Genomic DNA, 19,843 nt, shown 5'->3' with positions numbered 1-19,843 from the left:
TTCTCTTATGGACGAAGGCGAGGTGACCGAGCGCGGGGCGCATCATGTCCAGTCGCTGGAGCGCGGGCTGGCCGTGATCAAGGCGTTCAACGCGGACGCGGCGGAGCTCACCCTGAGCGACGTCGCCCGCGCGACCGGGCTGACCAGGGCGGCCGCCCGCCGGTTCCTGCTCACCCTTGTCGACCTGGGGTACGTGCGCACGGACGGCAAGTACTTCTCGCTCACCGCGCGGGTCCTCGAACTCGGCTACTCGTACCTGTCGAGCCTGTCGTTGTCGGAAGTCGCCCAGCCGCACCTGGAACGGCTCTCCGCCGAGGTGCACGAGTCGAGTTCGATCTCCGTGCTCGAAGGCCCGGACATCGTCTACGTCGCCCGCGTGGCCGTCTCGCGGATCATGACCGTCAGCATCAACGTCGGCACCCGCTTCCCGGCCCACGCGACGTCCATGGGGCATGTCCTGCTGGCCGGCCTGGATGACGACGACCTGCACGGCTACTTCGACGCGGCCAAACTCGAAAAGCTGACCGCGCGCACGCTGACCAGGCAAAAGGATCTCCTCGCCGAGCTGGAGAAGGTGTACCGGCAGGGCTACGCGATGGTCGACCAGGAACTCGAAGAGGGCCTCCGCTCGATCGCCGCGCCGATCCGGGACCGGCGGGGGAAGGTCGTGGCCGCGGTCAACCTCTCCACCCACGCCAGCCGCACGACGCCGGAGTCGGTCGAGAAGGAACTGCTGCCGTCGCTGCTTTCGGCGGCGCGGGCCATCGAGGCCGATCTGGCCTCGGCGCCGCCGACCAGGGCGAGGCATGGCTGAGGTCGCGGGGCTGCTCCTCGCGGCCGGTGCCGGGCGCCGGTTCGGCGGGCCGAAGGCACTGGCCGTCCTCGACGGCGAGCCGTTCGTCGTCCGGTCGCTCCGGGTGCTCGCCGAAGCGGGCTGCGTCCCGGTCCGGGTGGTGCTGGGTGCCTCGGCCGCGCAAGCCCGTGCGCTCCTGCCCGATCCCGGGGCCGCCGTCGTGGCCGAGGACTGGGAGTCCGGCATGGGCGCGTCATTGCGCGCGGGCCTGCGCGCGCTCGCCGCAACCGATGCCGAAGCCGCCGTCGTGCATCTCGTGGACCTGCCCGGGGTCGGTGCCGAAGTGGTTCGCCGGGTCGCCGACGGGGCCGACGGGAACACCGTCGCGCGTGCCGCCTACGACGGCGTTCCCGGCCATCCCGTGGTGCTCGGCCGTCGCTGGTGGCCGGAGATCATCGTGGGCGCGTCCGGGGACAAGGGCGCCCGCGACTGGCTCCGGGCGCGCGACGACCTGAGGCTCGTCGAATGCGGTGACCTCGGCACCGGGCACGACGTGGACCGCCGCGAGGATCTTCCGGGCTGATCTCCGGCCCACCGGGGCTTACCATCGGCGAGTGACCGTCGAATCGCCCGAGAAACTGGCCGAAGCCCTCGAAGCGGTCGGCTATCTCGCCGACGACGGCATCGCCACGGCCGGGTACCTCGCCGTGGCGCTCGGCCGCCCGTTGTTCTGCGAGGGCGAACCGGGAACCGGCAAGACCTCGCTCGCGCTGGGACTGGCCGAAGCGCTCGGCATGCCGCTCATCCGTCTCCAGTGCCACGAAGGGATCGACGCGGCGCAGGCACTGTACGAATGGGACTTTCCCCGTCAGCTGCTGCACCTGCGGGCACTGGAAGCCGCCGGTGACGGCGGCCTCGACGTCGAGGCCGCCGAACAGTCCCTCTACACCGAACGGTTCCTGCTCTCCCGGCCGCTGCTGAAGGCGTTGCAGACCGCGCCGTGTGTCCTCCTGGTCGACGAGATCGACCGGGCCGACGACGAGTTCGAAGCCTTCCTGCTGCAACTTCTCGACGAGAACGCGGTGACGATCCCCGAGTTCGGCGAGGTGCGCGCCGAGCATCCGCCGCTGGTGGTGCTCACCTCGAACCGGACGCGGGAGGTACACGACGCGCTGAAGCGCCGCTGTCTCTATCACTGGCTCGAACATCCGGACCTCGGCCGCGAGGTCGAGATCCTGCGCCGCAAGATCCCGCGTCTCGGCGAGGCGCTCGCGGCACAGGTCGCGACGGCGGTGCACCGGCTCCGCGCGATGGAGTTGCTGAAACCGCCCGGGGTGGCGGAATCCCTGGACTGGGCTCAGGCGCTCCTCGCGCTCGGGATGTCCGAATTGGACGCCGCGGCCGCCGCCCGGACGCTCGGTTCGGTGCTCAAGTACAGCGAAGACCTGGACAGGGTCCGGGCCAAGCTGGACAGCCTGCTGGCCTGAGGCGTCAGCGGCGCCGCAGCGACGCGTCGAGCAGCGCGGGCGGGGTGTCGTGTTTCTCCTCGGGGGCGAGGTCGGTGCCCGGGGCGACGATCTCGTCGATCGCGTCGAGGACGTCCGACGACAGCACCGTGTCCGCGGCGGCGAGCTGTGACTCGAGGTGCTCCAGCGTGCGCGGCCCGATGATCGCGCTCGTCACCCCCGGATGCGCGACGACGAAGCCGAGCGCGAGCTGGATCAGGCTGAGCCCCGCCTGGTCGGCGACCTTGGCCAGCCGTTCGACGGCCTCCAGCCGGGTCCGGTTGGTCTGCCGGGTCAGGTCGAAACGCTGCGGCAGCACGGCCGAACGGTTCGTGCTGATCTCGCGGCCTTCCCGGACCGCGCCGGACAGCCAGCCGGACGCCAGCGGGCTCCACGCCAGCACGCCCATCCCGTACTCCTCGGTCACCGGCAGCACATGCGTTTCGATACCGCGCTGCAGGATCGAGTAGCTCGGCTGCTCGGTGACGTACCGGCTCAGCCGGTGCTCCCGGGCGGCCCACTGGGCCTGCACGATGCGATACGCGGGGAACGTCGACGAGCCGAAGTAGCGGATCTTCCCCGCGCGCTGCAGATCGGTGAGCGCGGAAAGGGTTTCCTCGTCGCTGGTCTTCGGGTCCCAGCGGTGGACCTGGTAGAGATCGACGTGGTCGACCCCGAGGCGGCGCAGGCTGTCGTCCAGCTCGGTGACCAGCCAGCGGCGTGAAGCGCCCTGATGGTTGCGCTCTTCGCCCATCGGCATGCTCGCCTTCGTGGCGAGCACGATGTCTTCGCGGCGGCCGGCGATGGCCTTCCCGACCATCCTTTCCGACTCGCCGGCGCTGTACATGTCGGCGGTGTCGATGAGATTGACGCCGCCCTCCAGCGCGGCGTCGACGATGGCCGTGGCCTCGTCCTGGGTGGTGCGCCCGATCGCGCCGAAGTTCATCGCGCCCAGCGCGAGAGTGCTGACCTGGACACCGGTCCTGCCCAAGGTGCGGTACTGCATGACGGGGTCCTCCATGGCAAGATAAGCAAGCGGAACGTTGCTCCGCTAACGATACGGAGCACTGTTCCGTTTGGCAAGCCCGGTGGTGGAGGAGTGGTGTGATGAGTGAAGAGGGCACCAAAGGCAAGCGCGCGGACGCCCGGCGCAACGAGAAGACCTTGCTCGATGCCGCCGCCGCCGTCTTCGTCACGTCGGGGGTCGAGGCGCCGGTCCGCGACATCGCGGCCAAGGCGGGCGTCGGGATGGGCACGATCTACCGGCATTTCCCGACCAGGGCCGACCTCATCATCGCCGTCTACCGGCACCAGGTCGACGCGTGCGCCGAAGCCGGGCCGGAGCTGCTGGCGTCGAGCGATTCCCCGTACGAGGCGTTGCGGCGCTGGATCGACCTCTTCGTCGATTTCCTGGTCACCAAACACGGACTGGCCGCGGTACTGCAGTCGGACAACGCCGGGTTCGAGACGCTGCACGCCTACTTCCTCGACACCCTCCTGCCGGTGTGCGCCCGCTTGCTCGGCGCGGCGGCGGAGGCCGGTGAGATCCGTTCCGATCTGCAGGCGCTCGAAGTCATGCGCGGCGTCGGGAACCTTTGCATCGGCGCCGAAAACGATCCGCGCTACAACGCGCGCAAGATGGTCGAAATCCTTATCGCGGGCCTCAGGACCTAGGTCCCCTTCACAGCCGAATTCCTGGCGACGGCCCATTCCGCGCGCTACAACTCGGATATGGAACGTACACAGTGTTGTGTGGTGGGGGGCGGTCCGGCGGGGATGGTGCTCGGACTCCTGTTGGCGCGGGCCGGGGTCGAGGTGACCGTTCTCGAAAAACACAAGGACTTCTTCCGCGATTTCCGCGGTGACACGGTGCATCCGCCGACGTTGATGCTGCTCGACGAACTCGGCCTCGGTGACCGGTTCGCGGAACTGCCGTCGAAACGGCTGGAAAAGATGCGGATGGTGTTCGGCGGCGTCTCGATCGTCGCCGCCGATTTCAGCCGGGTTCCCGGTCCGCACAAGTACATCGAGATGGTCCCGCAATGGGATTTCCTGAACCTGCTCGCCGAAGCGGCGGCCGTCGAACCGACGTTCACCCTCCGGATGGGCGCGGAGGTGACCGGCCTGTGCGAGGGCGGCGGGGTGCGTTACCGCGATTCCGAGGGCGTGGAACGGGATTTGGCCGCGACGCTCGTGGTCGGCTGCGACGGCCGGGATTCCCTGGTGCGCGCGAAAGCGGGGCTCGTACCGGACGAGTACGACGTGCCGATGGACGTGTGGTGGGTCCGGGTGCCCAAATTCGAGGAGACGGGTGAGGTGGCCGAGGTGTTCGGCTGTTTCGCGAACGGCCTCGCCGGGATGACGATGGACCGCGGCGACTACTACCAGACGTCGTACCTGATCAGGAAGGGACAGGACGAGGCGCTGCGTGCCGAAGGCATCGAGAAGTTCCGCGAACGTATCGGCGGCCTGTTCGGCTGGGGGGAGCGCGAACTCGCCGAGATCCGCGATTGGGACGACGTCAAACTGCTGAAGGTCCGGATGTCCAAGCTCCCGCACTGGTATTCCGAGCGGGTGCTCTGCATCGGCGACGCCGCGCACGCGATGTCACCCGCCGGCGGGATGGGCGTCAACGTCGCGATCCAGGACGCCGTGGCGGCCGCGCGGATCCTCGCCGCCCCACTGCTGAGCGGCACGCTGACCGCCCGGCACCTGAACCGGGTCCAGCGCCGCCGGAACTTCGCCGTCACCCTGATCCAGCTGCAGCAACTGGGGGAGCACAAGATGCTCATCGAGCCCGCCCTCGACGGGAGGCTGAACGAGCGGACCATCCCCCTGCCCCTCCGGATTTCGGACCGGTTCCCGATGCTCACGGCCGTGGCCGCGTTCTTCGGTGGCATCGGTCCCCTTCGCGAGAAGACCCCGGCCTTCGCCCGCCGAGGCACAATGGAGGGGTGAGCGATCCACTGGCGGGCTTCGTCGGCTTCGCGGAGGCATTGCGCGAAGCAGGGTTGCCGTGCGACGCACACCGGACCCAGGCGTATCTCGAGGCCGTCGGCGCGATCGACCTCGCCGATCCCGAACAGCTGTACTGGGCCGGACGGCTGACGCTCTGCGCGGATCCCGACGACCTCCCACGCTACGACGCCGCGTTCGACGGCTGGTTCGCCGACCAGAAGACCGCACCACGGCGACGAGGCCGCGAGGCGGCTCCGAAGCGCGCCAGGATCGCGACGCTCGCCCAGGCGGGCCAGGGCGAATCCGGTGCGGAACCCGACGAGCTCCGCGTGACGGCGAGCGAGGAAGAGATCCTGCGCCACCGGGACCTCGCCGAGCTGAGCGTCGCCGAACGCGCTCACCTGCGGGAACTGCTCGCGAAACTGCGCCCGGCGCTCCCGCCGCGGTCGTCACCGCGCCGTCGCGCCGCCCGGCGGGGAGCTCTCGACCCGTCGCGCACGCTCCGGGCGATGCTGGCCGGCGGCGGCGAACCCGTACCCCTGGCGTATCGGCGGCGAAGCACCAGACCGCGCCGTCTCGTCCTCCTGATCGACGTTTCCGGCTCGATGGGGCCGTACGCCGACGCGCTCTTGCGGTTCGCGCACGTCGTCGCCCGGCGCGCTCCCGGCCGGGTCGAGGTGTTCACACTGGGCACCCGGCTCACCAGGGTCTCCCGCCAGCTGCGGTTGCGCGATCCCGAGCACGCGATGCTCGCCGCGGCCGCCGCGGTCCCCGATTTCGCGGGCGGGACCCGGCTCGGCGAGACCCTGCGGGCGTTCCTCGACCGGTGGGGACAACGCGGCGTGGCCAGGCGATCCGTGGTCACCGTGTTCTCCGACGGCTGGGAACGGGGCGACACCGCCCTGCTCGGCGAGCAACTCGCCAGGCTGCGGCGGCTCGCGCACGTCGTATTCTGGGTGAATCCGCACGCGGGGCGGGCGGGTTACGCTCCCGTGCAGTCCGGCATCGTGGCCGCGCTCCCGTACCTCGATCGGCTGCTCGCCGGGCACAGCTTGGCCACCTTGGAACGACTTCTCGTGGAGATCGCCGATGCGTGACGTACTGGACGAACTGCACCGCCGCTGGGCGGCAGGCGAGACGGTGGGGGTCGGCACGGTGGTGGCGACGTTCTCGTCGGCGCCGCGGAGCCCCGGCGCGGCGATGCTCGTCGCCCCGGACGGCACGGTCACCGGCAGCGTCTCCGGCGGCTGCGTCGAAGGCGCCGTCTACGAACTCGCGCGGCAGGTGGTCGCCGAACGCGCGCCCGTGCTGCAGCGCTACGGCGTCTCCGACGACGACGCGTTCGCCGTCGGGCTGACCTGCGGCGGGATCATCGACATCTACGTCCAGCACATCGACCGCGACTCGATGCCCGAGTTCGGCGACGTCGTCGACTCGGTCCACAGTGGACAGCCGGTCGCCGTGGTCACGGTGATCGAGCACGAACGCGAGGGCATGGTCGGCGAGCACCTGATCGTCTGGCCGGATCGCGTCGCCGGTTCGCTCGGTTCGTCACGGATGGACGACGCCGTGGCCGACGACGCGCGCGGCATGCTCGCCGGCGGCCGCACCGGCACGCTGCACTACGGGCCGGACGGGCAGCGCCGCGGCGAAGGCATGACGGTCTTCGTCAACTCCTTCGAGCCGCCCGCGCGCCTGCTGGTCTTCGGCGCGATCGACTTCGCGGCCGCGATGGCGAAAATGGGCGCCTACCTCGGCTACCAGGTCACGGTCTGCGACGCGCGGCCCGTGTTCGCGACGAAGAGCCGTTTCCCCGACGCGCACGAGGTCGTCGTCGACTGGCCGCATCGCTATCTCAAGGCGGAAGCCGAGGCAGGCCGGGTCGACGGCCGCACCGCGATCGCCGTGCTCACCCATGACCCGAAGTTCGACGTGCCGCTGCTGGAGGTCGCGTTGCGCCTCGACGTCGGCTACGTCGGCGCGATGGGCTCGCGCAAGACCCACGACGACCGCTTCGCCCGCCTGCGCGAAGCCGGGGTCACCGAGGCGGAACTCGAACGGCTGTCTTCGCCGATCGGGCTCGATCTCGGCGCGCGGACCCCGGAGGAGACCGCGGTGTCGATCGCGGCGGAGATCATCGCGCTGCGCTGGAACGGCTCGGGATCGCGGCTCGCCGAACTCAGCGGCCGGATCCACGGCTGAGCCCGGGCACGGGGATCGCCTGACTCGACTTGACCACCTCGAAGGCGGGCAGGGTTTCGAACCGTTTGACGTGCTTGTCGAACAGCTTCCTGGCCAGGTACCGGCTCGCCTTGAGATCCGGGGTGAGCAGCACGACGACGTAGTCCCACTGCCCGACGATGCTGTAGCAATGCTGGACGCGGGCCTCGGCCAGCATGCGCTCGCGGAAGGCCGTGTGGCTCTTCTCGTCATCGTCGGTCAGCGCGACCAGGATGACCGACGTCATCCCCGCGCCGAGCGCCTCCGGATCGAGCACGGCGACCTCGGCGCGGATCACCCCCTCGGCGCGCAGCCGGGTCAGCCTCCGCTGCACCGCGCTGGGGGAGAGGCCGACGGCGTCGCCCAAGTCGTGTAAGGGGCGGGCCGCGTCCGCCTGGACGAGGTCGAGCAGCAGGTGGTCGAGCTCGTCGAGAGGCACGCAAGATTTTTGCACGCGGGCGGGAAAATTTACAATCGGCGTGATCGGCTCCCGGCCTAGCTTGAGTGTCATGGACCTGCAGCTGGAGAACGTCGCCGAGGCGGCGAAGGTGATCGACCCCGTCTTCCTGAACACCCCGCAGTACAGCGACGAACAGCTGAACGGGCAGCTCGGCCGTCACGTGCTGGTGAAGGTCGAGACGCTGAACCCGTTGCGCAGCTTCAAGGGCCGCGGCGCGGACTATTACGCCGCCGGGCTGGAGCCGGGGACCACCATGGTGTGCGGGACCAGCGGCAACTTCGGGCAGGCCGTCGCGTTCGCCGCGCGGAAACACGGTCTGCGGGCCGAGGTGTTCGTCCCGGCCGACGTCTCACCGGTCAAACTCCGGCGGATGAAGACGCTTGGCGCGCGGGTGCGCCGGGTCGAAGGCGAGGCGAAGGTCGCCGCGGCCGCCTTCGCCGCCGAAGCCCCGGATCGCGTCTTCGTGGTCGACGGCCGCGAGCCCGCGATCTCCGAAGGCGCGGGCACGATCGGGCTGGAACTGGCGCGGGAGGACGGGATCGACACGGTCGTGTTCCCGGTCGGCGACGGCGCCCTGATCGCCGGGGTCGCGCTGTGGCTCAAGGCGCATACGCCGGACGTCCGGATCGTCGGCGTCGGGACCACGTCGGCGCCCGCCATGGCGAAGAGCTGGCTGGCTGGTGAGCCGATCACCGTCGACCGGGCCGACTCGTTCGCCGGCGGAATCTCCATCCGCACGCCGGAACCCGAATCCATCCGGCGGCTGCGGTCGCTCGTGGACGATTTCGTGCTGGTCGAGAACGACGATCTGCGGGCGGCCATGCGGCTGGGCGCGGAAACGCTCGGCGTCCTGCCGGAACCCGCGGGTGCGGCAGGCCTGGCCGCGCTGACCGTGCACGACATCCCGGGGGACCGGGTCGCCACCGTGATCACCGGGGCGAACGCGGTCTCACCGACGGCGTGGTCGTGAGTGGCGATTCGATTTGGCCGAAGTCCGTGAAGGCCTCCTTGAGGGACCCAGAGTCCCTCAAGGAGGCCTTCACGGACTGGGTACGGCGTGAGCGAAGGCGTGACTCGCGTGATCAGGCACGGAACTCGCGTGACTGGATGGACGACACACGTGATCAGACGGACGACACGTGTGTCTGGACGGCCGACTCGCGGTGGAGGCTTCGCCGCGGTCGTGTCGTCCATCTGGTCACGCGTGTCGCCCGTCGGATCACACGTGTCGTCCGTTCAAGCACGCTGAGCCGTCGTTGGGTACAGGTGGTCGTGAGTGGCGATTCGGGTTCTAACCCGAATCGCCACTCACGACCACCTGTACCGAATGGACACTCGCGCTTTCTCCGCATCTGCACCGTTTCTTCACTGGCAAAACCGCATCTGCGGACTCGGGCGCGAGTCATCCCCTGGTGGGGGTTGCCCTGGCAGGCGCTGAGTAGCACGCTCGACTGTGAGTCCGATCACGGTCGCTCCGGGGTCGGTCCGTGACAACCGAATGACCGGCCGCTCCCGAACGACCCCGGACCAGCGCGGGGTTTCTCTTGCTTTTGGAGGCCTGATGCGCATCACCGTCACCGTCGACGGCACCAGCTACACAGACGACGTCGAGCCCCGCACCCTCCTCGTGCATCATCTGCGCGAACGGCTCGGGAAGGTAGGCACCGTGGTCGGTTGCGACACCAGCAACTGCGGCGCCTGCACCGTCCATCTCGACGGGCACAGCGTGAAATCCTGTTCGGTGCTCGCGGTCCAGGCCGACGGCTGCGAGGTCACCACGATCGAGGGACTCGCCCGCGACGGCGAACTCCACCCGGTGCAGAAGGCCTTCCACGAGAACCACGCGCTCCAGTGCGGATTCTGCACGCCCGGCATGATCATGCAGTCGATCGACCTGCTCGCCGACAATCCCGACCCGGACGAGAAGGCCGTCCGCGAAGGACTCGAAGGCAACCTGTGCCGCTGCACGGGCTACCAGAACATCGTCCGCGCGGTCCGCGACGCCGCCCACGAGATGCGGCCCGGCGCCGGTCCCGAGGCCGAGCGGCTCGCCTCGGACACCGCCTCCCGTGTCGGCGCGGGTGGTGAGTGATGACCTCCACGATCGAACCGGAGGTCGGTAAGTCCCGCCGCCGCAAGGAGGACGAGCGCCTCATCACCGGCCGTACCCGCTGGACCGACAACCTGACCCTGCCCGGCATGCTGCACCTCGCCGTGCTCCGCAGCCCGTTCGCGCACGCCAAGATCGTCTCGATCGACGTCACCGAGGCGAAATCCGCGCCCGGCGTGGTCGCGGTCTTCACCGGGAAGGACCTCGACCCCGAGGGCGCCATCGGCATGCCGTGCGCGTGGCCGGTCACGCCGGACATGAAGTCGCCGAGGAGGCCCATCCTCGCCTCGGACACGGTGAACTTCGCCGGTGAGGGGGTCGCGGTGGTCGTCGCCCGCACGTCGGCCGAAGCGCACGACGCGCTCGAGATGATCGACGTCGACTACGACGAGCTGCCGGTCGTCCTCGGCCTGGAGAACGCGCTCGCCGAGGGTGCGCCGCTGGTGCACGAGGAACTCGGCACCAACCAGAACGCGGTGTGGGTCTTCGACTCCGCCGACGCGGGAACGGGTTCCAGCGTCGAAGACGCGATCTCGAACTCCGAGGTCGTGCTCAAGCGGCGGTTCCGTCAGCAGCGCCTGGTGCCGGCGTTCATGGAACCGCGGGCGTGCGTCGTGGACCCGACGGGCAATCAGCTGGTCATGTGGTCGGCCACCCAGGTCCCGCACATCCTCAAGACGATGACCGCGGCCACGCTCGGCCTGCCCGAGCACAAGGTGCGGGTGATCGCGCCGGACGTCGGCGGCGGGTTCGGCGGCAAGATCGCCGTGCTGCCGGAAGAGATGATGGCGACGCTCATCGCGCGGCGGCTCGGCAAACCGGTGAAATGGAACGAGTCCCGTTCGGAGACCATGGTCGCCGCGCACCACGGCCGCGACCAGATCCAGGACCTCACCATCACCGCGAACCGCGACGGCACGGTGACCGGCCTCAAGGTCGAACTGCTCGCCGACATGGGCGCGTACCTCGGCCTCGTCGGCCCCGGCGTGCCGATTCTCGGCGCGTTCATGTTCAACGCGATCTACAAGTTCCCGGCGTACCACTTCGCCTGCACCAACGTGTTCACCAACACCACGCTCACCGACGCGTATCGCGGCGCCGGGCGGCCGGAGGCCACGTTCGGGATCGAGCGGATGATGGACGAACTCGCCGTCGAACTGGGTATGGACCCGATGGAGATCCGCGAGAAGAACTGGATCAAGCACGAGGAGTTCCCGTTCACCACGGTGGCCGGGCTGACCTACGACTCGGGCAACTACGAGGCCGCCACCGCCAAGGCCAAGCAGCTCTTCGACTACGACGGGCTCCGCCGCGAGCAGAAGGAACGGCGGGAATCGGGCGACCCGGTCCAGCTCGGCATCGGCATCTCGACGTTCACCGAGATGTGCGGTCTCGCGCCGTCGCGGGTGCTCGGCTCGCTGGACTACGCGGCGGGCGGCTGGGAGCACGCGGAGATCCGGGTGCTGCCCACCGGCAAGATCGAGGTCATCACCGGCGCCTCCGCGCACGGACAGGGTCACGAGACGGCGTGGAGCCAGATCGTCGCCGACAAACTCGGCGTCCCCTTCGAGGACATCGAGGTCATCCACGGTGACACCCAGTCCTCGCACAAGGGCATGGACACCTACGGCTCCCGGTCGCTGGTGGTCGGCGGGATCGCGGTGGTCAACGCGGCGGACAAGGTGCTCGCCAAGGCCAAACCGATCGCGGCGCATCTGATGGAATGCGCCGAGGACGACCTCGAATTCTCGGCGGGCAAGTTCTCGGTCAAGGGCACGGATTCCTCGACGTCCATCCAGGACATCGCGTGGGCCGTGTTCTCGGCGCACAACCTGCCGGACGGCGTCGAGCCCTCGCTGGACTCGTCGGACACGTTCGATCCGGAGAACTTCTCCTTCCCGCACGGCACGCATCTCTGCGCGGCCGAGGTCGACACGGAGACCGGACGCGTGCGGTTGCGCTCCTACGTCTGCGTCGACGACGTCGGCGTGGCCGTGAACCCGCTGATCGTCGAAGGCCAGGTGCACGGCGGGCTCGCGCAGGGCATCGCGCAGGCGTTGTTCGAGGAGGCCGTCCACGACGAAGGCGGCACGCTGACCACGGGGACGTTCGCCGACTACCTGCTGCCGTCGGCGGCGGATCTGCCCAGCTTCACCACCGACCGCACCGAGACCCCGTCGACGACGAACCCGTTGGGCGCCAAGGGAGTCGGGGAGGCGGGCACGATCGCCTCGACCCCGGCGGTGGTCAACGCCGTGGTCGACGCCGTCCGGCATTTCGGGGTGAACGACATCGAAATGCCGTTGACCCCGATGCGGGTCTGGCACGCCATCCAGCACGGGTCGGCCGCCGCGGGCGGGCTGGGCTCGGAAGCCGGTGGCGGTCTCGGTTCGATCGACGCCACCGGAGGTGCCCAGTGATCCCGGCCCCGTTCGACTACGTCGCTCCGTCCACAGTGGACGAAGCGATCAGCGCGCTCGCCGAGGCAGGCGAGGACGCCAAGGTACTGGCCGGCGGGCAGAGCCTGCTGCCGGTGTTGCGGATGCGGCTCGCCACGCCGACCACGCTGGTCGACCTCGGGAAGATCGCCGAGCTGCGCGGCGTGCGCGAGGACGGCGACGCGCTGGTGATCGGCTCGATGACCACGCATTACGACGTCCAGCGAGACGCCATGGTCGCCGAGCACGCCGCGTTGCTCAAGGCCGCCACCGACACGGTGGCCGATCCGCAGATCCGCCATCGCGGCACCTTCGGCGGCGCCATCGCGCACGCCGATCCCGCCGGTGACCTGCTGGCTCCCGTGCTCGCGCTCGGCTGCGAACTCGTCGTCGCCGGGCCGGGCGGGCGGCGGACGGTGGCCGCGGCGGACTTCTTCCAGGACATGTTCACCACCGCGCTCGCCGCGGACGAACTGCTGGTCGAGGTCCGGGTGCCGAAGCACACCGGCTGGCACGCCCACTACGAGAAGTTCAACCGGGTCGCGCAGGCGTGGTCGATGGTCGCGGTCGCGGCTTGCGTCCGCACCGAGGCGGGCACCATCGAGGAGGCGCGGGTCGCGCTCACCAACATGGGCTCGACCCCGGTGCGGGCGGCCGGAGTCGAGGAGGCGCTGGTCGGCTGCGCGGCCACCGCCGAGGCGATCCGCGGTGCCGCCGAACGCGCGGCCGAGGGGACGAACCCCACGGCCGACGGCAACTCCGACGTCGAATACCGGCAGCACCTCGCGCGGGTGCTGACCGGCCGCGCGGTGCTCGCCGCGGCGGGTAGCTGAGACACAGAAGGGAGGTCGGCCCGTGCGGCTCGACCACGAATTCACCGTTCCCGCGCCGGTCGGCGAGGTCTGGAAGGCCGTCGTCGACCCGGAACGGGTGGCGCCGTGCATGCCGGGCGCCACCGTCACCGAGGTCGACGGGGACGCCTTCAAGGGCACGGTGAAGGTCAAGCTCGGGCCGATCTCCCTGCTCTACAAGGGAACCGGCCATTTCGTCGAGAAGGACGCCGACGCGAAGAAAGTGGTGATCAAGGCCGCGGGCAAAGACGCCCGGGGGGCGGGCACGGCGTCGGCGACGGTGACGCTCACCCTGACCGAGAAGGACGGCGTCACCCATGGCGCCGTCGCCACCGACCTGGCGGTCACCGGTAAGCCGGCGCAGTTCGGGCGAGGGATGATCTCCGAGGTCGGCGGCAAGATCCTCGACTCGTTCGCGGAATGCCTTTCCGGCAAGCTCGGTACCCCTGAGCCTGAGAAACCGAAGGAACGACCGCCGTTGAAGGCGGTGAAGCCGGTGTCGGAGGGCGAAGCCATCGACCTGATGGAGTACGCGGGTCAATCCGTGGTCAAGCGGGTGGCTCCGGTGCTGGTGGCCGTCGCCGGGGTGCTCCTGATCGTCGCCATCGTGCGGGCTGTGACGCAGCGGACGAAATAGCTGCTTCCGGGAGCCGTTGAACCCGGTATGAAGGCGGATCACGAAGTCGACGTGGCGGTGATCGGGGCGGGCCAAGCCGGTCTGTCGGCGGCGTATCACCTGCGCCGCGCGGGATTCGCCAACGAGGCGGGTTTCGTCGTGCTCGACCACGGCAAACGGCCCGGCGGCGCGTGGCAGTACCGCTGGCCTTCGCTGATCGTCGAGAAGGTGCACGGCTTCTACGACCTCCCCGGGATGGCCTTCGGCACCCCGGATCCGAAGCTGCCCGCCGCCGACGTGGTCTCGGACTATTTCGGTCGCTTCGAACGCACCTACGACCTCCCGGTCCATCGTCCGGTCGATGTCCTGTCGGTGAGCGCCGAGGACGATCGGCTGGTGGTGGCGAGCGCGACGGAAACGTGGGCCGCCCGGGCGGTGATCAGCGCGACCGGCACCTGGGACCGGCCGTTCTGGCCGCACTATCCCGGACAGGAGACCTTCCGCGGCCGCCAGTTACACACCGCCGACTACACCGGCGTCGAGACCTTCCGCGGGAAGCGGGTCGTCGTGGTCGGCGGTGGTTCGTCGGCCGTCCAGCTCCTGCTGGAGATCGCGCCGTTCGCGCGTTCGACGCGCTGGGTGACCCGGCGCCCGCCGGTGTGGCGCGAAGAGCCGTTCAGCGAGGACTGGGGCCGTGAGGCCGTCGCGAAGGTCGACCGTCGCGTCCGCGAGGGCCTGCCGCCGGAAAGCGTCGTCAGCGTGACCGATTTGGCCGTGACCCCCGAAGTGCGCGCAGGGCTGGACGCGGGCATCCTCGACCGCCGCCCGATGTTCCACCGGATCACGCCGGACGGCGTGGAGTGGACGGACGGCACCTTCGAGCCCGCCGACGTCATCCTGTGGGCCACCGGATTCCGTGCCGCGATCGACCATCTGGCGCCGCTGCACCTGCGCGCCGCCGGAGGCGGGATCCGGATGGACGGCACCCGCGTCGTCGCCGAACCGCGGCTGCACCTGGTCGGCTACGGGCCGTCCGCCAGCACCGTCGGCGCGAACCGGGCGGGCCGCGCGGCCGTCACCGAGATCCGGCGCCTGCTCGGACGCTGAGCGCGTCGAGGATCGCGGCCAGACCGGCGGTCCGCCGGAAGAACCCGGCGTGGCTGCTCGCGAGGTCGTGGACGTCGAACGGGTTGTCCGGGGTGAGCGCGTCGCCCTCGGCGATGTAGAGGTCCTGCGCGGCGAGCGGCATCGACCGGTCTTGGGTCAGCCTGACGAACGTGCGCGGGATCCGGCCCCAGGAGTCCTTGTCCGCGCGAAGATCCCATTCCTGCCCGGTCAGCCAGAACACCTCGTCCGGCTGGCTCGTGACCACGATCTGGAGGAACTCCTCCTCGGTGAGTTCGGCGGCGATGGCCTGCCGTAACGCGTCGCGCTGTGCGCGGTCGGCGCCACGCCAGTTGACCCGGACGAATCCCTGCCGCGACGGGTCGCCGACGAGGAGCGGTGCCGTCGCGGGGAAGAGCGCCGACGACGACCACGCGGGCGACGCCGGGTACTCGCCGGGCGCGCGGTCCACCGGGCACTGGGCGGCGATGTAGACGACACGGTCGATCAGTTCGGGGACCGCGTTGGCCGCGGCGGTCACCGGGAGCCCGCCGAAACTGTGCGCGACGAGGAAGACGGGGCCGTGATGACGCATCCGCTGGACCGCCTCGACGACCTGCCGGACGAAGTCGCCGGCGGTCACGTCGCTCATCATCGACGGCTCGGCCGCGAAGGTTTCGAGGTCCTGTTCGTGATAGGCCCTGGTGAATCCCGCGCCCCGGCCGGGAAGGTCGATCGCGAGCGTCCGATGCCCCCTGGCGGCCATTTCCCGCTGAATGGCCGTCCAGGAGTGTGCCGAACTTCCCGAACCGTGCACGAAGACGAAGGTGGGAATCATGCGTTCGATTGTGGCGGAAACCAGTGCGCGAAGTGAGCGGTCGCCCCAAAGGGTGGCAAAGAAGGGACGGCCGGGCGTTCTCGTTTATCGGCCGGTATCTCGCGAAGAGCGCGTCACTCCTTTGGCAAGGGAAACGAAAACCACGGAATTCGCACTGGGGGATGGCCATGCCACCGATCGACCACCTCGCACCGGCGCACCGCGTCCGCTCCGGCGCCTGCCTCACGGATCTGCTCGGGCATTGGGCGGAGAAACGGCCGGAGGCGGTCGCCGTCGTCGACGGCGAACGGGAAATGAACTTTCACGAACTCGAAGAAACGAGCGCGGGACTCGCCGCGTATCTCGCCGGGCTGGGAATCGGCGTGGACGACACCGTCGGCCTGCACGTCGAGCCTTCCGCCGACCTGATGACCGGCGCGTGGGGAATTCTCGCTTCCGGCGCGGCCTATCTGCCGTTGTCCCCGGAATATCCGGAAGACCGGCTGCGGTACATGCTCGAAGACAGCGGTACCGGCGTCGTCGTCACTCAGCCGCACCTCGCCGGGCGCCTGGCCGGGTTGGCGCCCGCCGGAACGCGGATCGTCTCGGTGACCGACTCCGGAGCGGCCGACGTACCGCGCGGCCCCCGGCCGGACTCGCTCGCGTACGTCATCTACACCTCCGGCAGCACCGGGAAACCGAAGGGCGTGATGATCGAGCACCACAGTGTCGTGTCGCAGCTGCGCTGGCTACAGGACTGCGGTCACCTCGGCCCGGACGTCACGGTGCTGCAGAAGACGCCGATGAGCTTCGACGCCGCGCAATGGGAGATCCTCGCGCCCGCCGCCGGCGCCCGCGTGGTGATGAGCGCGCCGGGGAGTTTCCGGGATCCCGAAGCGCTGATCGACACGGTGGTGAAACACGGCGTCACGACTTTGCAGTGCGTCCCGACGCTGCTGCAGGCCTTGCTCGACACCGAACGCTTCGCGACCTGCACCACGCTGCGCAAACTGTTCTCCGGCGGCGAGGCGCTTTCGCGGCGGCTGGCCAAGGATCTCGCCGGTGAGCTGCCGTCGGCACGGCTGATCAACCTCTACGGGCCGACCGAATGCACGATCAACGCGACCGCTCACGTCGTCGACCCGGACACGATCGGCGAGAGCGCCGGAACGGTCCCGATCGGCGTGCCGGCCGACAACACCGAGTGCTTCGTGCTCGACGCCGCCATGTCCCCGGTCGACATCGGGGAGACGGGAGAGCTGTACATCGGCGGTGTGCAGCTCGCGCGGGGTTACCTGAACCGGCCGGAGCAGACGGCCGAGAAGTTCGTGCCGAACCCGTTCGTGCCGACCGGACGGCTGTACCGCACCGGTGATCTCGTCCAGTGGAACCCCGATGGCACCCTTCAGTTCGTCGGCCGTGCCGACAACCAGGTTAAGCTACGCGGTTACCGCGTCGAGCTGGACGAAATCGCGGTGGCGATCGAGGAGCACACGTGGGTGCGCCGGGCAGCGGCGGTGGTGACCGACGACGCGCGGACCGGCTCGAAGGCGCTCGTCGCCTGTGTGGAGCTGAATCCCCGCGAAGCCGCGGTGATGGATCAGGGCAACCACGGCGGGCACCACCAGTCGAAGGCCAGCAAGCTGCAGGTCAAGGCGCAGCTGTCGAATCCCGGTGTCCGTGACCTCGCCGGTCGTCCCGCGGTCGCGTTGCCGGGCAAGCGGGAAACCGATCGGCAGCGACGGGAAGTCTTCGCGCGCAAGACCTATCGCTTCTACGAGGGCGGCGACGTCACCCGCGACGACCTCGCCGCGCTCCTGGCGTCGGAGCCGGTGCACACGCGTTCGCGCGAACCCGGCGAGCTCGCGTTCGCCGAACTGGGTGAGCTGCTGCGGTGGTTCGGCCGGTTCCGCAGCGACGAGCGGCTGCTGCCGAAGTACGCGTACGCCTCGCCGGGCGCGCTGTACGCGACGCAGCTGTACCTGGAGACCAGCGGTCTCGACGGACTCGGCGCCGGGCTGTACTACTACCACCCCATCGACCACACGCTGGTCCGGATCGGCGCGAGCACGGGCGCCGGGCACTCGGTGCACTTCATCGGCCGCACCGGCGCCATCGAACCGGTCTACAAGAACAACATCCGCGAAGTCCTCGAGTTCGAGACGGGGCACATGGTCGCGGTGTTCGAGGAGATCCTGCCCGGATACGGCCTCACGATCAGCCCGGTGGCGTCCGATCCCGCCGTCGCCGCGCGGGCCGGTGCCGCCGCCGAAGACCACTACCTCGGCACGTTCTCCTTGCACGCCGACGACGGTGTGCCCAAGCAGGACGACGTCGAGCTGTTCGTCCAAGCGCATCCGGGCCGCGTCGAAGGCCTGCCCGCCGGCACCTACCGCTGGCGCGGCGGGGACTTCGAACGGATCTCCGGCAAGCTCATCGAGGCCAAGCACGTGATCGCGATCAACCAGCAGGTGTACGGGCGCGCGGCCTTCGGCATCACGGCGGTGAGCCGCACCGCCGACGAGCGGCTGGCGTACATCGTCCTCGGCGCGAAGCTGCATCACTTGCAGCGCAACGGTTCGGGGTTCGGTTTCATGTCGTCGGGCTACAGTTCCAAGAGCGGTCACCCGCTGCCCGCCGCCCGGCGGATCGACGACATCCTCGCCGGGCAGGGGATCGCCCCAGGACCTTCGTACTTCTTCGTCGGCGGCAAGGTGAGCCAGGAGCAGGTGCGCAGCGAGGGCATGCGCGAAGACGCCGTGCACATGAAGGGACCGGCGGAGATCATCCGCGACGAACTCGCGACCACCCTGCCCGACTACATGCTCCCGAACCGGGTGCTGGTACTGGACGCGTTGCCGTTGACCGCCAACGGAAAGGTCGACGCGCACGCGCTGGCGGCGACCGACACCGTCCGGTCCGCGAGCACAGGCGCGCCGTATGTCGCTCCGTCGACGAGCCACGAACGGTGGCTGGCCGGGGTGTGGGGCAAGGCGCTGAACTACGACGACGTCTCGGCGCGCGACGACTTCTTCGCCGCGGGCGGCAACTCGCTGACCGCGGTTTCCCTGGTGAACCGGATCAACCGCGAGTACGGCACCCGGCTGCCGCTGCAGGTCGTCTTCGAATGCCCGAAGCTGGCCGATCTCGCCGCCCGCATCGGCGAGGACTCCGCCGGGCCGTCGTCACGGCTGGTCCCGCTGGCGACCGGCGAAGGTCGCCCGGTGTTCTGCTGGCCCGGCCTGGGCGGTTACCCGATGAACCTGCGGCCGCTGGCTTCGGAAAGCGGTCTGGGGCGGCCGTTCTACGGCGTGCAGGCCCACGGGATCAACGCGGGCGAGACGCCGTACGCCACCGTCGAGGAGATGGCGAGGGCCGACGTCGCCGAGATCCGGCGCGTCCAGCCGGAGGGGCCGTACACGCTGTGGGGTTACTCGTTCGGCGCGCGGGTGGCCTTCGAAACGGCGTGGCAGCTGGAACAGCAGGGGCAGCGGGTGACCGACCTGCTGCTGATCTGCCCGGGCAATCCCGAGGTCGGAGGCGAGCGGGTGGCGAGCTACGCGAACCCGGCGTACCTGACGATCCTGCTGTCGGTCTTCCTCGGATCGATCTCCGGGCCGGAAACGGTGGCCTGCCGGGAAACGGTTCGCGACGAAGACGGCTTCGTGGCCTTCGTGGCGAAACTGCTGCCCGCGCTCGGCGAGCAGCTGATCCGGCGGATCGTCCGGATCGTGGAGGAGACCTACGAATTCGACTACACCTTCCGTGAACTCGCGCGGCGGCGGATCGCGGCCCGGGTGACGCTGTTCAAGGCCGACGGCGACGACTACTCGTTCGTCGAGAACAGCTCCGGGTACTCGGCCACGCCACCGGAGGTGGTGACGCTCGAAGGCGATCACTACAGCGTCCTCAAGGAGAACGGGGTCGCCGAACTGGTGTCGGCGATCCGTGCCCGGGTGAGCTAAGGAGGA

General features: G+C 69.6%; 17 protein-coding genes. 14 read left to right on the top strand and 3 right to left on the bottom strand.

Annotated features, from left to right (window positions below; all coding sequences use genetic code 11):
* The first annotated feature begins 7 nt into the window (after positions 1-7).
* From AORI_RS71105 to AORI_RS71095, 3 genes are read left to right on the top strand one after another with little or no spacing between them, the layout of a single operon-like run.
* Positions 8-814, top strand: a complete 807-nt coding sequence (locus AORI_RS71105) for an IclR family transcriptional regulator domain-containing protein (RefSeq protein ID WP_016336326.1) — start codon at positions 8-10, stop codon at positions 812-814.
* Entirely contained in the window at positions 807-1,376 is a 570-nt protein-coding gene (locus AORI_RS71100) for a nucleotidyltransferase family protein (protein WP_016336325.1), read from the top strand. Before AORI_RS71105 ends, AORI_RS71100 begins: the two co-directional genes overlap by 8 nt.
* A gap of 31 nt (positions 1,377-1,407) precedes the next feature.
* Complete coding sequence (locus tag AORI_RS71095) at positions 1,408-2,280, top strand: AAA family ATPase (protein ID WP_043849096.1); 873 nt, start codon at positions 1,408-1,410, stop codon at positions 2,278-2,280.
* 4 nt (positions 2,281-2,284) lie between these two features.
* Here AORI_RS71095 and AORI_RS71090 read toward each other — a convergent pair whose 3' ends face one another.
* A complete protein-coding gene (locus tag AORI_RS71090) occupies positions 2,285-3,304 on the bottom strand; it encodes an aldo/keto reductase (RefSeq protein ID WP_016336323.1) in 1,020 nt (339 codons plus the stop codon).
* A 101-nt stretch (positions 3,305-3,405) separates the two neighbouring features.
* On the opposite strand from AORI_RS71090, the gene AORI_RS71085 reads away from it, so the two are divergent.
* From AORI_RS71085 to AORI_RS71070, 4 genes are read left to right on the top strand one after another with little or no spacing between them, the layout of a single operon-like run.
* Complete coding sequence (locus tag AORI_RS71085; protein ID WP_043848308.1) at positions 3,406-3,972, top strand: TetR/AcrR family transcriptional regulator; 567 nt, start codon at positions 3,406-3,408, stop codon at positions 3,970-3,972.
* A gap of 57 nt (positions 3,973-4,029) precedes the next feature.
* Positions 4,030-5,256, top strand: coding sequence for an FAD-dependent oxidoreductase (locus AORI_RS71080; protein WP_081809729.1), 1,227 nt, complete (start codon positions 4,030-4,032; stop codon positions 5,254-5,256).
* Positions 5,253-6,353 (top strand): vWA domain-containing protein, encoded by a 1,101-nt coding sequence (locus AORI_RS71075; protein ID WP_016336320.1) that lies wholly within the window; start codon positions 5,253-5,255, stop codon positions 6,351-6,353. Before AORI_RS71080 ends, AORI_RS71075 begins: the two co-directional genes overlap by 4 nt.
* Positions 6,346-7,458: an XdhC family protein gene (locus AORI_RS71070; protein WP_016336319.1), complete on the top strand. Its 1,113-nt coding sequence runs from the start codon at positions 6,346-6,348 to the stop codon at positions 7,456-7,458. Before AORI_RS71075 ends, AORI_RS71070 begins: the two co-directional genes overlap by 8 nt.
* Here AORI_RS71070 and AORI_RS71065 read toward each other — a convergent pair.
* Positions 7,436-7,915 carry an Lrp/AsnC family transcriptional regulator gene (locus AORI_RS71065; RefSeq protein WP_016336318.1) on the bottom strand — a complete coding sequence of 160 codons (480 nt, stop codon included), beginning with the start codon at positions 7,913-7,915 and terminating at the stop codon, positions 7,436-7,438. The two genes, AORI_RS71070 and AORI_RS71065, sit on opposite strands and share 23 nt — an antisense overlap.
* A 70-nt stretch (positions 7,916-7,985) precedes the next feature.
* On the opposite strand from AORI_RS71065, the gene AORI_RS71060 reads away from it, so the two are divergent.
* The 6 genes from AORI_RS71060 to AORI_RS71035 all read left to right on the top strand — a co-directional run bounded on the left by AORI_RS71060 (position 7,986) and on the right by AORI_RS71035 (position 15,058).
* The gene (locus AORI_RS71060; protein WP_016336317.1) at positions 7,986-8,906 is read left to right on the top strand and encodes a threonine ammonia-lyase; all 921 of its coding nucleotides are present in this window, start codon (positions 7,986-7,988) and stop codon (positions 8,904-8,906) included.
* A 591-nt stretch (positions 8,907-9,497) separates the two neighbouring features.
* Positions 9,498-10,028, top strand: a complete 531-nt coding sequence (locus AORI_RS71055; protein WP_016336316.1) for a (2Fe-2S)-binding protein — start codon at positions 9,498-9,500, stop codon at positions 10,026-10,028.
* On the top strand, positions 10,028-12,466 hold the full coding sequence (locus tag AORI_RS71050; RefSeq protein ID WP_016336315.1) for a xanthine dehydrogenase family protein molybdopterin-binding subunit: 2,439 nt from the start codon (positions 10,028-10,030) through the stop codon (positions 12,464-12,466). Before AORI_RS71055 ends, AORI_RS71050 begins: the two co-directional genes overlap by 1 nt.
* Positions 12,463-13,317 carry an FAD binding domain-containing protein gene (locus tag AORI_RS71045; protein ID WP_016336314.1) on the top strand — a complete coding sequence of 285 codons (855 nt, stop codon included), beginning with the start codon at positions 12,463-12,465 and terminating at the stop codon, positions 13,315-13,317. The genes AORI_RS71050 and AORI_RS71045 overlap by 4 nt, the downstream gene beginning before the upstream one ends.
* A 22-nt stretch (positions 13,318-13,339) precedes the next feature.
* On the top strand, positions 13,340-13,972 hold the full coding sequence (locus AORI_RS71040; RefSeq protein ID WP_016336313.1) for an SRPBCC domain-containing protein: 633 nt from the start codon (positions 13,340-13,342) through the stop codon (positions 13,970-13,972).
* 27 nt (positions 13,973-13,999) lie between these two features.
* Positions 14,000-15,058, top strand: coding sequence for an NAD(P)-binding domain-containing protein (locus AORI_RS71035; protein ID WP_016336312.1), 1,059 nt, complete (start codon positions 14,000-14,002; stop codon positions 15,056-15,058).
* Here AORI_RS71035 and AORI_RS71030 read toward each other — a convergent pair.
* A complete protein-coding gene (locus AORI_RS71030; RefSeq protein WP_016336311.1) occupies positions 15,027-15,893 on the bottom strand; it encodes an alpha/beta hydrolase in 867 nt (288 codons plus the stop codon). The two genes, AORI_RS71035 and AORI_RS71030, sit on opposite strands and share 32 nt — an antisense overlap.
* A gap of 167 nt (positions 15,894-16,060) precedes the next feature.
* Here AORI_RS71030 and AORI_RS71025 point away from each other — a divergent pair, with 167 nt between their 5' ends.
* Positions 16,061-19,837, top strand: coding sequence for a non-ribosomal peptide synthetase family protein (locus AORI_RS71025; protein ID WP_123798584.1), 3,777 nt, complete (start codon positions 16,061-16,063; stop codon positions 19,835-19,837).
* Positions 19,838-19,843: the final 6 nt, after the last annotated feature.

This window comes from Amycolatopsis keratiniphila, assembly GCF_000400635.2.
GTDB lineage: Bacteria > Actinomycetota > Actinomycetes > Mycobacteriales > Pseudonocardiaceae > Amycolatopsis > Amycolatopsis keratiniphila.
Note: the sequence above shows the minus strand (reverse complement) of the source record. Positions and strands in the feature narration are given on the sequence as shown.

What these genes read in the sequence shown, in the direction of transcription:
- AORI_RS71105 (WP_016336326.1), top strand. Translation starts at nt 8, where the DNA reads ATGGACGAAGGCGAGGTGACCGAGCGCGGGGCGCATCATGTCCAGTCG.
- AORI_RS71100 (WP_016336325.1), top strand. Translation starts at nt 807, where the DNA reads ATGGCTGAGGTCGCGGGGCTGCTCCTCGCGGCCGGTGCCGGGCGCCGG.
- AORI_RS71090 (WP_016336323.1), bottom strand. Translation starts at nt 3,304, where the DNA reads ATGCAGTACCGCACCTTGGGCAGGACCGGTGTCCAGGTCAGCACTCTC.
- AORI_RS71085 (WP_043848308.1), top strand. Translation starts at nt 3,406, where the DNA reads ATGAGTGAAGAGGGCACCAAAGGCAAGCGCGCGGACGCCCGGCGCAAC.
- AORI_RS71080 (WP_081809729.1), top strand. Translation starts at nt 4,030, where the DNA reads ATGGAACGTACACAGTGTTGTGTGGTGGGGGGCGGTCCGGCGGGGATG.
- AORI_RS71070 (WP_016336319.1), top strand. Translation starts at nt 6,346, where the DNA reads ATGCGTGACGTACTGGACGAACTGCACCGCCGCTGGGCGGCAGGCGAG.
- AORI_RS71060 (WP_016336317.1), top strand. Translation starts at nt 7,986, where the DNA reads ATGGACCTGCAGCTGGAGAACGTCGCCGAGGCGGCGAAGGTGATCGAC.
- AORI_RS71055 (WP_016336316.1), top strand. Translation starts at nt 9,498, where the DNA reads ATGCGCATCACCGTCACCGTCGACGGCACCAGCTACACAGACGACGTC.
- AORI_RS71050 (WP_016336315.1), top strand. Translation starts at nt 10,028, where the DNA reads ATGACCTCCACGATCGAACCGGAGGTCGGTAAGTCCCGCCGCCGCAAG.
- AORI_RS71035 (WP_016336312.1), top strand. Translation starts at nt 14,000, where the DNA reads ATGAAGGCGGATCACGAAGTCGACGTGGCGGTGATCGGGGCGGGCCAA.
- AORI_RS71030 (WP_016336311.1), bottom strand. Translation starts at nt 15,893, where the DNA reads ATGATTCCCACCTTCGTCTTCGTGCACGGTTCGGGAAGTTCGGCACAC.
- AORI_RS71025 (WP_123798584.1), top strand. Translation starts at nt 16,061, where the DNA reads ATGCCACCGATCGACCACCTCGCACCGGCGCACCGCGTCCGCTCCGGC.